The sequence below is a fragment of the Pantoea alfalfae genome, assembly GCF_019880205.1.
Classification (GTDB): domain Bacteria; phylum Pseudomonadota; class Gammaproteobacteria; order Enterobacterales; family Enterobacteriaceae; genus Pantoea; species Pantoea alfalfae.
In genome coordinates this window covers 2,393,491-2,408,944 of record NZ_CP082292.1, presented here as the reverse complement: position 1 = coordinate 2,408,944, position 15,454 = coordinate 2,393,491, and the positions used below count along the sequence as shown (strand labels likewise).

General features: G+C 55.8%; 13 protein-coding genes. All 13 read left to right on the top strand.

Features of this window, described 5'->3' with window-relative positions; genetic code table 11:
• Positions 1-959 precede the first annotated feature (959 nt).
• The 13 genes from K6R05_RS11180 to K6R05_RS11120 all read left to right on the top strand — a co-directional run bounded on the left by K6R05_RS11180 (position 960) and on the right by K6R05_RS11120 (position 15,171).
• On the top strand, positions 960-1,559 hold the full coding sequence (locus tag K6R05_RS11180; RefSeq protein ID WP_161736237.1) for an SH3 domain-containing protein: 600 nt from the start codon (positions 960-962) through the stop codon (positions 1,557-1,559).
• A gap of 23 nt (positions 1,560-1,582) precedes the next feature.
• Positions 1,583-2,080, top strand: coding sequence for a type VI secretion system lipoprotein TssJ (gene tssJ / locus K6R05_RS11175; RefSeq protein WP_222924161.1), 498 nt, complete (start codon positions 1,583-1,585; stop codon positions 2,078-2,080).
• Positions 2,081-2,085: 5 nt separating this feature from the next.
• Positions 2,086-3,426: a type VI secretion system baseplate subunit TssK gene (gene tssK / locus K6R05_RS11170; RefSeq protein ID WP_222925486.1), complete on the top strand. Its 1,341-nt coding sequence runs from the start codon at positions 2,086-2,088 to the stop codon at positions 3,424-3,426.
• 17 nt (positions 3,427-3,443) lie between these two features.
• Entirely contained in the window at positions 3,444-4,682 is a 1,239-nt protein-coding gene (locus tag K6R05_RS11165; RefSeq protein WP_161736239.1) for a DotU family type VI secretion system protein, read from the top strand.
• A gap of 3 nt (positions 4,683-4,685) precedes the next feature.
• Complete coding sequence (gene tssM / locus K6R05_RS11160; RefSeq protein ID WP_222924160.1) at positions 4,686-8,315, top strand: type VI secretion system membrane subunit TssM; 3,630 nt, start codon at positions 4,686-4,688, stop codon at positions 8,313-8,315.
• A gap of 14 nt (positions 8,316-8,329) precedes the next feature.
• A complete protein-coding gene (gene tagF, locus K6R05_RS11155) occupies positions 8,330-9,046 on the top strand; it encodes a type VI secretion system-associated protein TagF (protein ID WP_013357572.1) in 717 nt (238 codons plus the stop codon).
• Between the two features lie 16 nt (positions 9,047-9,062).
• Positions 9,063-10,079, top strand: coding sequence for a type VI secretion system protein TssA (gene tssA / locus K6R05_RS11150; RefSeq protein ID WP_222925485.1), 1,017 nt, complete (start codon positions 9,063-9,065; stop codon positions 10,077-10,079).
• 79 nt (positions 10,080-10,158) lie between these two features.
• Positions 10,159-10,692, top strand: a complete 534-nt coding sequence (gene tssB, locus K6R05_RS11145) for a type VI secretion system contractile sheath small subunit (protein ID WP_013357574.1) — start codon at positions 10,159-10,161, stop codon at positions 10,690-10,692.
• Positions 10,689-12,188 (top strand): type VI secretion system contractile sheath large subunit, encoded by a 1,500-nt coding sequence (tssC, locus tag K6R05_RS11140; protein ID WP_013357575.1) that lies wholly within the window; start codon positions 10,689-10,691, stop codon positions 12,186-12,188. Before tssB ends, tssC begins: the two co-directional genes overlap by 4 nt.
• Before the next feature lie 545 nt (positions 12,189-12,733).
• Positions 12,734-13,216: an Hcp family type VI secretion system effector gene (locus K6R05_RS11135; RefSeq protein ID WP_033779371.1), complete on the top strand. Its 483-nt coding sequence runs from the start codon at positions 12,734-12,736 to the stop codon at positions 13,214-13,216.
• 124 nt (positions 13,217-13,340) lie between these two features.
• Positions 13,341-14,216 carry a DUF8812 domain-containing protein gene (locus tag K6R05_RS11130; protein WP_222924159.1) on the top strand — a complete coding sequence of 292 codons (876 nt, stop codon included), beginning with the start codon at positions 13,341-13,343 and terminating at the stop codon, positions 14,214-14,216.
• A 12-nt stretch (positions 14,217-14,228) separates the two neighbouring features.
• Positions 14,229-14,630 carry a lysozyme inhibitor LprI family protein gene (locus tag K6R05_RS11125; protein ID WP_222924158.1) on the top strand — a complete coding sequence of 134 codons (402 nt, stop codon included), beginning with the start codon at positions 14,229-14,231 and terminating at the stop codon, positions 14,628-14,630.
• 244 nt (positions 14,631-14,874) lie between these two features.
• Complete coding sequence (locus K6R05_RS11120) at positions 14,875-15,171, top strand: lysozyme inhibitor LprI family protein (protein ID WP_262390866.1); 297 nt, start codon at positions 14,875-14,877, stop codon at positions 15,169-15,171.
• Positions 15,172-15,454 lie beyond the last annotated feature (283 nt).

The window sequence follows — 15,454 nt, the reverse complement described above, 5'->3', positions numbered from 1 at the left end:
AGCTGCTCACTAAGCGAGCCGGTAAAGCATAATTAATCAGTCTGCTCTTAAAGCGGGCATGACCTGGTTAACGCTTCGCTTATTGCGTTTTAATCGCCATCCATTCTCTGTCTGCGCCATGCCAGGCGCATAGCTGCTTAATCATCTGATAATCAGGCATTTGCCGCGCAGCCGACTGACGCAAAACGCTGAGTCTGGCTGCCTGAACAACATGAACGTCTTTTGATTTGGCTTAAATCAGAACCATTTAAAACATGAGTGATTTTAATGCCAGTCTCAGAAAAAACTTATTTATGTGCAATAAAACTTCATACTTTCGTATGTTGTTAAGATTAGTCCTAACCGCGTGCTTAAAACTAACCCCTATTTGTATTAACTTAATTAGTTAAACTTTACTTAACTAAATTCTTCTGAAAGTGGGCCGTTGAAATTTTGTCAATCTTCTGTAAACTCGCAGCTAATATTTACACATGGATTGTAATTTCAGACTCACGGGCAGGATCTACCTGACTCGTGCGGTAGCTATGAAATTTCGTTAAAGTTATAAAGTATTGAAATTAAAAGAATATAATGAGAATTTATCGGGCATAACGCGTCATTTTTTACTGCCGGGTAATTAACTCACTGTTACTGGCTTAATTCAATTCGACGGTTTTTCGACCAGGGATGGCATAAGGAAAGCTTGGGTTTACCCCACCTTCTTAAATTTGCCGGGAAAAAATTGATCATGTTTCTGATCGTTGTTTACCAGGTCAGATTCCTCCCTTTTCCCGTTTACGTCCCCGGTGTTGCTTTTTTATACTTAACTTTTGCTGATCGGTTAACCTTTCGCAGCAAGACGCTTAAGCGCTTTTTGTTTAAGGATTATTTTTTAATCTGGCACTAAGCGGCTTCCTGTGAAGATGACATCTCGATTTTCATTACTGACACCCGGCCTCTGGCCACTCTCCAAGGTATGAATGGAACACAACATGAAAAAAATGGTGAAGCTCCGCGTTGCGTTAGGCCTGATGTTTGTTTTTTCAGTCGCCGGTTGTAAAACCCCGCCAAAAATGACCGATGACACCCTGGTGACCAGCACGGTGGACGGTGTGGCGATCAGTCACCGTTATGCCGTAAAACCGCCAGCGCAATTCAGTCCGGTCAATGAAACCTATCGCGCCCTCTATCCCGGCTCGGTGATGAGCCAGCCAGGTTACGGCGGCAAGGTGGTAGAGACGCTGAAAACCGGCGAAAGCTACACCGTGATTGGTCAGGTCGAGAACAACTGGCTGGCGCTGGGTGAACCCGCACAGGCCGCAGCAGAAGCTAAGCCGGACAGCGCCACCACTGCCGTGAAAGATGCCGCTCAGCCTGCCGCGCCGCAGGCAACCGTCCAGCTGACAGGCTATGTGCCATTCCGCGCCGTAGTGAAAAGCGCACTCTACGATCAGACCGTTAAAGCCGATCAGCCGAAACGCCGCGTGCGCAGCAGCAGCAAGAAAAAAACCTGCGTCGCGGTTAACGGTGACAGCACCGCCTGTCAGAACAGCACTAACGGAACCTGGATCATTAACTAATCGCACTGAGCAGGGAGGGCTTGATGATGAGAACAACACAACTGCGCGGTGGGTTGATCGTGCTGCTGATGTGGCTGCTGACGGCCTGCAGCGGCAGCAGTACGCCGCCGGTGGCTTACTACAACCTGGACGTTCAGGGGGAGAATCAGCTTAACGGCGGTGCGCCGCTGAAGGTCCGTGTGGTGTTACTGAGCTCCGATGCGGAGTTCATGTCAGCAGACTTTTACTCCCTGCAAAACCAGTCTGCAACGGTGCTGGGCAGTGCGCAGCTTAACACCCAGCAATTCTTCCTGACGCCAGAGCAGCGCAGCAAAACGCTGCGGATTAAGAGCCTGCCTGAGGCGCGCTTTATCGGCATCATGGCGGAATATCAGGCGCTGGATGGCAAGGTGTGGCGACTGTCGCTGCCGGTTCCCGAAGGGGAGTCGCCCTCATTCTGGGCATTCTGGAAACGAGACGATAGCGAGCTGAATGCGCGCATCGTGGCGGGAATGAATGGCCTTCGCGTGGAAAAACAGTGATGCCGATGAACAGAGCCGAAAAGGTCATCTGGACCGAGGGGATGTTTCTGCGTCCTCACCATTTCCAGCAGTCAGAAAATTATCTTCTCAGCACCCTGCGTGAATGGGGTCAGTCACAGCGTGTATACACCTGGGGCTTTTACGATCTTGAGTTTGATGAAGCGCTGTTGCGTCAGGGCAAACTGGCGCTGAGCGCGGCCAGCGGTTGTCTGCCAGACGGCACGTTTTTCGCCTTCAGCCAGCCACAGCATGGCCCGGCACCGCTTGATCTGCCGGCCACTGTTGATCGCAGCAAAGTGGTGCTGGCAATACCGACCCGGCGCAACGGTCGCGAAGCCGTCGCCTTCCAGGAGTCGCAGGATTCTCTGGCGCGCTATCTGGCCTGGGAAGCGGACGTGGAAGATGACAACGCACAGGCCGTGGGCAGCGCGACGGTACAGTTCGGCAAGCTGCGCCTGCGGCTGATGCTGGAGCAGGATCTGACCGCCGAGTGGACCGCAATGGGCGTTGCGCAGGTGATTGAAAAACGCAGCGACAACCACATCCGGCTCGACAGCGATTACATCCCGCCGATGCTGACCCTGAATAGCAGCCGTCCGCTGCAAAACATGTTTAATGACCTGCACGGGCTGATCCAGCAGCGCAGCCAGCAGCTGAGTCAGCGTGCACCCGGAACCGGCCGCTTCAACAGCGCCGATATGGTCGATTTTATGCTGCTGGCGCTGCTCAATCGTCAGCTTGGCCTGCACAGCCATCTGCAACATCTGCCGCTGCTGCATCCTGAAACCCTCTACAGCCACTGGCTGCAACTGGCCGCCGAGCTCAGCACCTGGACGCCCGCGCGCGCGCCGGAAGGACTGCCGCTTTACGATCATGACGACCTGCACAACTGCTTCAGCCGTCTGTCGCTGCTGCTGCGTCAGGGGCTATCGCAGGTGATGGAGGAGAGCGCCATTCAGCTGCCGCTGACGCAGCGTTCGCACGGCCTGAACGTCGCCACCGTGCCGGAGAGCAGCATGGTGCATGAGTTCGGCTTTGTGCTGGCGGTGAAAGCCAGCGTGCCGGCCGACACCCTGAAAACCCATTTCCCGGCACAGATGAAAGTCGCGCCGGTCAGCAAAATCCGCGATCTGGTGCAGCTTCAGCTGCCGGGTCTCGCACTTCGGGCGATGCCCGGCGCGCCGCCGCAGATCCCGTGGCATGCCGGATACAGCTATTTCGAACTGGATAAGAACAGCGAGCTATGGAAAGAGATGGAGCGCTCGGGCGCTTTTGCGCTGCATCTTGCCGGTGAGTTTCCGGGCCTGAACATGGAGTTCTGGGCCATCCGCAGTCAGTCAGAATAATAAACTGAGCACGCAGCATGATGCAGGAACAACAACATTCACACAGCGATCTTGCGCCGGATGCCAGCCACCAGAATGTGCTGGTTGCAGCGGCCAACCCCCTGATTAACGCGATTCCACAGATCCGCCATTCGGTGTCGCATGAAGACCCGGCGCAACTGCGTCAGCAGCTGATCGACCAGATCCGCCGCTTCGAGCTGAGCTGCCAGCAGTCTGGCCTCGGCTACGAAGTGATCATCGGCGCGCGCTACTGTCTCTGTACCGCGCTGGATGAGGCGGCGGCGCTGACGCCGTGGGGCAGTCGCGGCGTCTGGACCAGCAATGGTCTGCTGGTCACCTTTCACAACGAAACCTGGGGCGGCGAGAAGTTTTTCCAGCTGCTGGCGAAGCTGTCGCAGAACCCCAGACGTCACATTCTGATGCTGGAGCTGATCTACTTCTGCCTGCTGCTGGGGTTCGAAGGACGCTATCGGGTGCTGGACAATGGCCGCTCGCAGCTGGAGACCATCAAACAGCGCCTGCTGCAGATGATTAAAAGCGTGCGCGGCAGTTACGCCGCGGCGCTGTCACCGCATCCCACCGATCAGCCGGTGCTGCGCAAGCTGTGGCGACCAATGATCCCGCTGTGGGCCTGCGCCGCCGTGGCCGGGCTGGCGGCCTGTCTGTTCTATATCGTGCTCAACTGGCGTCTGGGCGATTACACCTCGCCGGTACTGGCCCGCATCTATCAGACGGCGCTGCCGGAAGTGAAGATCGGCAACCCGGCACCGCCTCCGCCTGCCACGCTCAACCTGCGGGCCTTCCTGAAGCCGGAAATTGATGCCGGGCTGGTGGCGGTGCGTGATGAAGCGGACCGCAGCGTGGTGACGCTGAAAGGGGATGGGCTGTTTGCTTCGGCGGCGACCGAGGTGCGCGGCGGCTACATTGACGTGATCCAGCGCATCGCGGCGGCCATGAACAACGTCAGCGGGCAGATTCAGGTGATTGGTTACAGCGATAACGTGCCGATCCGCAGCGCGCGCTTCGCCTCCAACTTTGAACTGTCGCTGGCGCGCGCCCGTTCGGTCCAGACTCTGCTGCAACAGCAGCTGGCGCAGCCGTCACGCGTGAAAGCGGAAGGGCGCGGTGAAAGCAATCCGCTGGTGCCGAACACCAGCGCAGAGAATCGCGCGCGTAACCGTCGTGTTGAAATCACGTTACTGGTTGCGCCGGATGCGACGCATGCCGAACTCAACGGCCTGGCGAGAGGGAACTGATCCATGCTGAATATTCTGTTTGCGGTGCTGACCAGCCGCCTTGCGTGGGGCTTTGTCGGCATCACCGCGCTCTCATTTATTATCTGGGTGATTGGCCCGGTCTTCTCTATCGTTGATTCGCGGCCGCTTGAGCCAGAGCAGAACCGCATGATCAGTATCGCGCTGCTCTATCTGGTCTGGGGCCTGGGGCAGGCGATCCCGCGGCTCTACAACTACTGGCTTAACCGCAAGCTGATGTCGAGTCTTGAAACCGGCAAAAGCGATGCACCGGAAGCCGATCGTCAGCGTCTGACCAGTGAAGAGCAGGTGCTGGCAGGGCGTTTTTCCGAAGCGACTGAGATGCTGAGAAAGGCGCACTTCCAGCGCCACAGCAGCAAAGGCACGCCGTTCTGGGCGCAGCGCTTTGGCCGTCAGTATCTCTATCAGCTGCCGTGGTACATGATTATCGGCGCACCTGGTGCCGGTAAAACGACGGCGCTGGTCAACTCGGGCCTGCAGTTTCCGCTGGCGGATAAGTTTGGCAAGTCAGCGCTGCGCGGCATTGGCGGTACCCGCAACTGCGACTGGTGGTTCACCAACGACGCGGTGCTGCTCGATACCGCCGGGCGCTACAGCACCCAGGAGAGTCAGCAGGAGCGGGATGCCAGCGAATGGCACCATTTCCTCGACCTGCTGCGTAAATATCGCGGACGTCAGCCGATCAACGGCGTCATCGTCACCCTGAGCGTTTCCGATCTGCTGAGTCAGTCACCTGAGGCGCTGCGCAACCAGGCGCTGGCGCTGCGTCAGCGCCTGATGGAGCTGCACGATCGTCTCGGCATCCGTTTCCCGGTCTATGTGCTGGTCACCAAAGCGGACCTGCTCAAAGGCTTCCGCAGCTACTTCGCCTCGCTGGACAAAGCGCAGCGTGAACAGATCTGGGGATTCACCTTCCCGTGGGCGAAAGCGTCCGCCGCCGATTTCGAGCTGAACAGCCAGTTCCAGCAGGAGTATTCCCTGCTGCAACAGCGGCTCGATGCCGGACTGGCCGATCGGCTGCTGACGGAGAGCGACGCGCAGGCGCGGGCAGAAAGTTATCTCTTCCCGCAGGAGTTCGCTGCGCTGCGTCCGTTGCTGGCCGACGCGCTCGACACGTTGTTCGCCCGCTCCGATTTTGAAACCCAGTTCGCGCCACGCGGCATCTACTTTGCCAGCGGCACCCAGGAAGGTCTGCCGTTTGATCGGGTAATGGGTGAACTGAACCGTGCCCTGAATCTGCCTGGCCAGCAGGCGGGCGAATCGGGCAGCTGGGATCGGGTCGATAAGGACGCCCCGATTCCGCAGAACAAAGGGCAGAGCTTCTTCCTGAAAGGCGTGCTGGAGAATGTGATTTTCCAGGAGTCAGGTCTGGCAGGCAGCAACCGCTGGTGGGAGCTGCGCAACCGCGCCGGACTCTGGTCAGGCTATCTGGCGCTGCTATTGCTGTTACTGGTCGCGGGCGGTCTGTGGCTCACCAGCTACAGCAAGAACAAAGCCTATCTGCAGGAGATGGCCGCTAAAGCGCCGCAGGTGGAGCAACTCGGCGACCAGCTTCAGAAGCAGGTCAACGGCGATCTCTTTGCGCTGGTGCCTTATCTCAACACCCTGTTACACCTGCCGGAAAGCGCCGACTTCTCGCTGGAATCGCCGCCGCTGACGCGCCGTATGGGCCTTTATCGTGGTACCGAGGTCAGCGATGCGACGCGTGCGCTCTACGATAAAGCGCTGAAGCAGCTGCTGTTGCCGCAGGTGGCGCAGAACATCACCCGCTGGCTGCGCAATGACAATGGCAGTGACGCTGACTACAGCTATGAAGCGTTGAAGGCATATCAGATGCTCTACCAGCCGAAGCACTACGACGGCAAGTTTTTGCAGGCGTGGCTGATGCTTAACCTGTCGCGCGAGCTGCCGCAGAACGTGACGCAGCAGCAGGTAAAACAGCTGGCGTGGCATCTGCAACAGCTGCTGGAGACGCAGATTCACTCGTCGCCGTATGCGAAGGATGACGCGCTGGTAAAGCGCGAGCAGGCGCTGATTAATCAGATGCCGCTGTCACAGCGCGTCTACGGACGGCTGAAGCGCCTGCTGCAACGTGATGACAGCCTGCAGCCGGTGACGCTGGCAGCGCTGGGCGGTCCCCAGAGCGAGCTGGTTTTTTCCCGTAAAAGCGGTAAATCGGTGAATGATGGCGTAGCGGGGCTCTATACGCCGGACGGCTACTGGCAGCATGTGGACAAGCAGATTGGTCCGGTGACGCAGGCGCTTTATCAGGACGATCTCTGGGTGCTGGACGGCGCTGCGCCGCAGCAGAAAAGTGAGCAGACCGATCTTGCGGTGCGCCAGCTCTATGTGCAGGACTACATCCGGCAGTGGGAGCAGTTCCTGAGCGATATTCAGCTCAACAGCAGTGCCGATCTTGCGCAACGCATCAACACTGCGCGCTTGCTGTCGGGCAACCACTCGCCGCTGCGCCAGCTGGTAATCAACCTCAGTAACCTGCTGACGCTGAACCGGGCGCAGCCCGATGAGAAAACCGCGCAGGCGGCGAAGCCGTCGGATAACAGCGCCACCCGCACCCTTGAAGCGCTGTTTACCTCGCCCGAAGCGGCTGCGGCGCGTGGGCAGGCGGCAGCGCAGGCGTCACCGGAGCAGGCGGTTGCGGTGCATTTTGCGCCAGTGCTTGAGCTGGCCCAGCCGTTACAGCAGGGCAGTAAGGTGCTGGCGGTGGACGACTTCCTGCACCAGATTGACGATCTCTATCGCTACCTCACGGCGGTGCAGGATGCCGCCAACAGCGGAATGCCGCCACCGGCCAGCGATGCGATTAGCCGTTTGCAGGCCAGCGCCGGACGGCTGCCCGGTTCGCTGCAGAATATGGTCTCCAGCATGGCGGTCGGGGCCAGCAGCGATGCGCAGCGCCGCGACATGGATAACGTCCGTAAACGCATCACCATGGAAGTCGGCAGTTTCTGTCGTCAGGCGATCGCCGGACGTTATCCGCTGGTGCGCTCCGCGCGCAGTGAGGTGACACCCGACGATCTGGCGCGGATGTTTGCTCCCGGCAGCGGCATGATGGACAGCTTCTTCCGCGACAATCTGGCCAGCAAAGTGGATACCACTAACGCCTCATGGCGCTTTACGCCGGGTATTGACGGCAAAACGCTGCCGGGTGGCGAAGCACTTCTGCGTCCTTTCCAGCAGGCGCAGTCGATTCGTGATGCGTTCTTTGCCAACGGCGCCACCACGCCAGGTTTCCGCGTCACGCTGCGCACCGTAAAAATGGACAACGACATTCTTAACCTGACGCTGGATGTGGATGGACAGCAATTGCGTTACAGCCACGGGCCACAGGCGGTGCAGATGGTCAGCTGGCCCGGTCCGGGCGGCACCAGCCAGGTGCGGATGCAGCTGGGCCTGACCAACGGCACTACCTCAACGCTGGTCACCAGTGGGCCCTGGGCACTCAATCGCTTCTTCGATCGCGCCCGTGTTACGGCGGCCGGCGGCCTGACCCGCGAAGCCACATTCAGCGTGGAGGGGCATCAGGTCACGCTGTCGTTCACCCCTGGCAGCATTCGTAACCCGTTCCAGCTTCCCGGCTTTAGCTGCCCCTGAAACAGGACCCGACAATGACTCATTACGCTGCACCCTGCTGGTACGGCAAATTGCCCAGCGCCGGTGACTTTGTGAAGCGCCGCTTTCCTGATGTCCTCTATCGCCAATGGTCCAGCTGGTTCCAGGTGGGCCTGCATCACTGGCAGAGCAGTCAGGAGGGGGATAACGCGCCGTCGCGCCCGTTCCTCAACGCGCCGGTCTGGAATTTTGTGGTGCCGCCGATGCTGGGCAGTCAGCTGATCCAGATGGGCTGCCTGATTGCGGCTCGGGACAGCGTGGGACGTAACTACCCGCTCTGCGCGCTGCGTCACTTTACCCCCGCCGAGTGGTCGCCGGCCCTGCTGGCACGCTCCGGCGAGTGGTATCAGCAGGTGGGCAATACGCTGCTGCGGGTGGTACAGGGCGGCGGATCGCCGGAGCAGCTGGATCAGGCGCTGATCAGCATTCCGCAGCCGCAACCGCCGCAGGAGACGGGCGAGCCGTCAGATATTCTTAACGTTATCGGCCATGGCGACACGCCTTCAACGCTGAACTGGACACTGCCGGGCGAGAATTTCGACCCGCAGTTCTATACCAGTTTCTGGTGGACCAATCAGAGCGATGGGTTCCCGCTTTATACCCAGGTTCACAGCGGTAACTTCACCGCGCAGCTCTTTTCCTTGCTGTTTGATCCGGCCGGTGGGGCAAAGCCGGGACGAAACGGACTTTATCCCCCGATGTTTGAATCCTGAGGCGACACGCATGACGATGAATACAGAGGCTTTACTGGCTCCGGTCAGTGATGACAATCCCGGCGGCGATAACCTGGAGTACGACGCCGATTTTCAGGCGATGGAGCAGGCCAGTGCCGGTAAAGCGGAACAGCAGTTCGGCAACACCATCATTCCGGCAGAACCCGCCGACTGGAACAAAGTTGAGAAGCTGGCGATAGCGCTGCTGGCCCGCAGTAAAGATTTACGGGTGATGCTGGCGCTGACCCATGCCTGGACGGAGCTGAAAGGGCTGCCGGGCTATGCCCAGGGACTGAAGCTGATTGAACAGGCGCTGCTGCTCTACTGGGAGCCGTTGTGGCCCCGGCTGGAAGAGTACGGCGAGCAGGACCCGTTCTATCGCATCAATGCCCTGGCGCTGCTGGGTGACAAGACTGAACTCAGTGGCGCGGTGCGTCAGTGCTGGCTGCTGCGCTATCCGTCTGACGGCATCACGCTGCGCGATGCGGCCGCCCTGTGCGACGGCAGCAAAACCGAGGTGGCGGACTACCCTGGCGGTCTGCCGCGTCTGATCGACGAACTGGCGCGTGGCGACCAGCCTGGTATAGAGGCGGTACTGCAGATTCATGAGCGGCTGCAGACCATCTGCGAAACCGTGGCCGAACGGCTGGGCGACGCGGCGGTGCCGGAACTGGCCCTGCTGCGCAGACAGATTGCGCTGATCGCCGAACGCTGCCAGGCCACCGACATCAGCCAGCTGATTCCCACCGCAGCGGCGGAACAACCCGCAGAAGCGGCGGCCCCGGCGGCAGTCGCCACGGCGCCGCGCGCGGCCGCGGACTGGCGTACGGTGCAGATCGGTTCCCGCGCCGATGCCCAGCTGATGCTGGAGAAGGTGAAGCTCTACTTCACTCAGCATGAGCCGAGTCATCCGGCCCCGCTGATGATCGACCGGGTGCAGCGCTTAATCGAGCGCGACTTCCTGGAGATCATCCGCGAACTGGCACCCGATGGCGTGCATCAGCTGGAAACCATTTTCGGACGTCGCGACTAAGCAGGCGTGACCCACTCACACAGCGGGACCTGCGCGCCTGCTGTGACACATTATCCGCGCATCATTGATGGAGAAAACCATGGCAACAAGCAAATCCAGTGGGCAGAAGTTCATTGCCCGCAATCGCGCGCCTCGCGTTCAGATTGAATATGACGTGGAAATTTATGGCGCGGAACGCAAAATTCAGCTGCCGTTTGTGATGGGCGTGCTGGCGGATCTGGTGGGTAAACCGCTGGAGCCGCAGCCGGGCATCGACGACCGCAAATTCCTTGAAATCGACATCGATAACTTCGATGAGCGCATGAAAGCGCTGAAGCCACGCGCCGCGTTCCAGGTAGACAACACCCTGAATGGTGAAGGCAAGCTGAACATCGATCTTACCTTCGACAGCATGGATGACTTCTCGCCGGATGCCGTGGCCCGCAACGTCGAGCCGCTGAGCAAGCTGCTGGAAGCGCGTACCCAGCTGGCAAACCTGCTGACCTATATGGACGGCAAAAACGGCGCTGAAGAGCTGATTGGTAAGGTGCTGCAGGACCCAACGCTGCTGCAGGCTCTGACCCATCTGCCTAAGCAGGATGAGGCCACTGAAGGTAAGGAGCCGCAGGCATGACGCAGACTTCACAACAACCCCAGTCGCAGGGCGCGGCCAGTTTCAGCCAGGATGAGTTCAGCGCGCTGCTGAACAAAGAGTTCCGGCCGAAAAGCGACCAGGCACGCGCCGCCGTCGAAAGCGCGGTGAAAACCCTGGCGCAGCAGGCGCTGGAGAACACCGTCACCGTCTCCAGCGACGCCTATCGCACCATTCAGGCGCTGATCGCGGAGATCGACGAAAAGCTGTCACAGCAGGTGAACCAGATTATTCACCATCCGGAGTTTCAGTCGCTGGAAAGCGCCTGGCGCGGCCTGAGCTATCTGGTGAACAACACCGAAACGGACGAGATGCTGAAAATCCGCTTTATGAGCATCTCCAAGCAGGAGCTGGGTCGTACCCTCAAGCGCTATAAAGGTGCTGGCTGGGATCAAAGCCCGCTGTTCAAGAAGATCTATGAGCAGGAGTATGGGCAGTTCGGTGGTGAGCCGTTTGGCTGTCTGGTCGGCGACTACTATTTCGACCACAGCCCGCAGGATGTTGAGCTGCTGGGTGAGATGGCGCGCATCGGTTCGGCCGCCCACTGTCCGTTTATCACCGGCACCGCGCCGGAAGTGATGCAGATGGAATCCTGGCAGGAGCTGGCGAATCCGCGCGATCTGACCAAGATCTTCCAGAACACCGAATATGCCGCCTGGCGCAGCCTGCGTGAGTCGGAAGATGCACGCTATCTGGGCCTGGTGATGCCGCGCTTCCTGGCGCGTCTGCCTTATGGTATTCGCACTAACCCGGTCGACAGCTTCGATTTCGAAGAGCAGACCGACGGTTCCGATCACGGCAACTACACCTGGAGCAATGCCGCCTACGCCATGGCCGCCAACATCAACCGCTCCTTTAAAGAGTATGGCTGGTGCACGGCCATTCGCGGCGTGGAGTCGGGCGGGGCAGTGGAAAATCTGCCGTGTCACACCTTCCCGAGCGACGACGGCGGCGTGGATATGAAATGTCCGACCGAAATCGCCATCAGCGATCGTCGAGAAGCCGAGCTGGCGAAAAATGGCTTTATGCCGCTGGTGCATCGCAAAAACTCTGACTTCGCTGCCTTTATTGGCGCGCAGTCACTGCAGAAGCCGACGGAATATCACGATGCCGATGCCACCGCCAATGCCCGTCTGGCCGCGCGTCTGCCTTATCTGTTCGCCTGCTGCCGCTTCGCGCATTACCTGAAGTGCATCGTGCGTGACAAGATCGGCTCCTTCCGTGAGCGTGATGAAATGGAACGCTGGCTGAACGACTGGGTGATGAACTACGTCGATGGCGATCCGGCTAACTCCTCGCAGGAGACCAAGTCACGCAAGCCGCTGGCGGCTGCCGAGGTGAATGTGGAAGAGCAGGAAGATAACCCAGGCTATTACGCCGCGAAGTTCTTCCTGCGTCCGCACTATCAGCTGGAAGGGCTGACCGTTTCGCTGCGTCTGGTCTCTAAGCTGCCGTCACTGAAAAATGATAATGCGTAAGGGCTGAGTTGCAGTGGTATCAGGCGCGAAAGGGTTTTGCGCCTGATGTCTCACAGAAAGGTTGCTGAGATGAACGTCAGGGAGGATGACAGAATGGTTAAAAAATTAGTTCTGCATTTACTACGTTATTTACTGGTTTTTATTTCAGCCCTGATTTTATCCACCTGCGCAGGTTATTTCATTTTCTTCTGTGACTGGAATGTCACGATGATCAGGAAAATAACTAACGGCATTCTGATTACTCTTTCAGTCACTGTATCGTTAAGTTTTTACTGGGCGGCGGGTAAGCTAAGGAAATTTATTGAGTGCTTGTCTGCTTCCTGAATAACGGGTCAGAACCTCAATTTCTCATCATGAGAATTCAATAAATACATTGCCCGGCCTGGTGCCCGGCAACGCACTATCTGAAATATGGTTTATGACGATATTTCAGAAGCAAGGCAAAGGTAAAATATGGACTGTTTTATTCAGCCCCATGCTTTTCTTTTTGCCATATCCTTGCTTTTTTGAAAGCAATAATCTCAACCAATAAAGAGTGAAAGATAATGGCTATTGATATGTATCTGAAGGTAGACGGCATTACCGGCGAATCTAAAGATTCAAACCACACTGGATGGATCGATATTGACTCCTTTTCCTGGGGTGCCAGTCAGCCAGGCAATATGAGCGTGGGTGGCGGTGGCGGTGCGGGTAAAGTTAATTTCAACGACCTGCACATCAACGCCAAAATCGATAAGGCGGTCACTGCACTGCTGAAAAACTGCGCCAGCGGTAAGCACGTCGCGAAAGTCGAAGTGTCAGTTTGCAAAGCGGGTGGCACCCAAATCGAATACACCCGCATCACGCTGGAAGATGTGCTGGTGACTAACGTTCAGTTTGTGGGTTCTGAACACGACGACACCCTGGGCGTAACTTATGCCTTCCAGGCTTCTAAAGTGAAACAGCAGTACTGGGAGCAGAGTTCTTCCGGTGGTAAAGGCGCAGAAACCAGCGCTGGCTGGGATATCAAAGGCAACAAAGAAGCGTAAGAAGCGATACGCCTCCGTACAGGAGGCGTATCTCTCCTGGCCAGAGAAGCACGCGTCGTCATGCGCATTCTCCAGCCGGTTTACACGGATTCTCTGAATCAACATTATTGTGCGGAGAGAGTAAATGAGTATTTCTGGCTCGGTTGGTGTCGGTGGCCGTAATCAGTACGGCGACGTGAAAACAGTACAACAGTTGTTACAGCGCAATGGATATCCACAACTCCGTGCCGATGGCCGCATGGGACCCAAAACCATTGAGGCGATTAAGCAGTTTCAATCCCGTTTTATGTCTCGCCCGGATGGTGTTGTCGATATCCATGGCAAGACATGGAATACGCTTTCTAATCCTTCAGGTAGCAATACAATAAACCCTCCGTCTACGCCATCAGAAAATATTAATAATAATTCTGGTCGCCTTACTGTGAGTGCCGGACAGGTTACCTTCGATGCCGAAGGTAATGATAATCCCCATAGTCCTTTTTTTAGCCGGCATATACACTGGCCTGGTGGTAAGTCAGGCGTAACCATTGGCCGGGGTTATGATATGGGAGGAAGAAGTTCAGATGAAGTCTATCTGGATCTTATTCGGGTTGGAGTTGAAGAACAGCGGGCAAGAGCGCTATCTTTAGGTGCTACTAAAAAAGAAACTTCAGCGCAATTATGGGTAAGAAGAAACAAAATAGAGTGCGGTGTAATTACGCGTGAATCGCAGGCCAGGCTTTTTGAAACTATCTATCCTATATATGTAAGTCGGGCCAGATCGGTTTATTTATCAGCGACTGCGGAGAAAGCTGAAAGAACGAGTTGGGATGAATTAAAACCGGCGATAAAAGATATCGTGGTGGATTTGGTTTATCAGGGAGCTGGTTTTAAACTTAACATGCAAGCCGCTATGTATAATGATATTGACAAGCTGGCTGATTTTATTGATAGTTCAAGCTTTCTTCAACAGTATGAGAAAGGCCGTAATCGTGCTCGTTATCTTCGAAGCCGGAAATGAAATGGGAGATGTATGAAAAAGTTGTTATTTATCTCGATGTTAGCAGCTGGTTTTTTTGCGGTGCAGCCTGCTTATGCAACAACGGACTGCTCACAAGGTAATAATGTTCAGGAAGTTTATTCCTGTGCCCAAAAAAACAGAAATGAAACTGAGCTTGATTTAAATAAAGAATATAAACTTGCTAAAGGAAGAGTTGAAACACTTTTTAAAGGTGATGATAAAGAGTTAAGTCAATATATGGATACGTTGACTGAAGCTCAGCGAGCCTGGCTGAAATATCGAGAGAATGACTGTAAGCTGGCATCTTATGCTGCAGATAAGGGAAGTGATTTAAGTAACGCTAACGTCAATATGTGCACTTCAGAACTTAATGAGCAAAGAATTAAAAAACTTAAGTTACTACCTTATCATTGATAGTGAAAGTACTGTTGACAGTGTTGAAATTTGCATGCCGTGAAAAAATTAAGCGTTATATGATTTCTTAAAATTATTTATCAGCCCCGATAAAGTCGGGGTTGATAAAAATTTGGTTTGTATTAAAACGGCTGAAAAAAGTATGAAAAGACTACATGAAGTGGCTTTGATCGCTGTCTCTCTTTGCATAAGCGCTTCAGCATTCGCTGAAGATACCTGTGCAAAACAGCCATCAGACGGTGCATTGTTTCAGTGTACTGTTCAGCAGAAGAAGCTGGCGGAAGATGACCTGAACAAAGCGTACCAGACAGCTAAAAAACGCATTGTACAGATGTACGGCACGCAGAAAAAACTGGCTGATGATTATGTCGCCACGCTGGTGGATACGCAGCGCAGCTGGCTCAGGTATCGTGACGGTCAGTGCAAACTGGAAGCCTTTGCCGCTGAAGAAGGCAGCAATGCGAATGCGGTTGCCACCAGCCTCTGTGTTATCCGCATCGACAAAGAGCGTACTGCTATTCTGAAGCAACTGCCTTACTGATTACGTTGTCGTGCTCAGTCTTTACAGAATGGGCACGACATTAATTATAAAATAACTCTCTGCATTACGCTGTAATCGCGTTTATTAAATTCAGGTAAGTAATATTTTGTTAATTATATTCCTGCGGATTACGCACTGTTGATTTGTATGGAAGCTAAATTCGAGTCTATTTTTATTCTTATCCCATCGTTCATTGGGATTAATTTTTTTCGCAATAATCTTATTTAAAAAAGCTGCCTAACCGCTCTGTTTAAATAGGTAAGTCAGCCCAGCGATAATATAA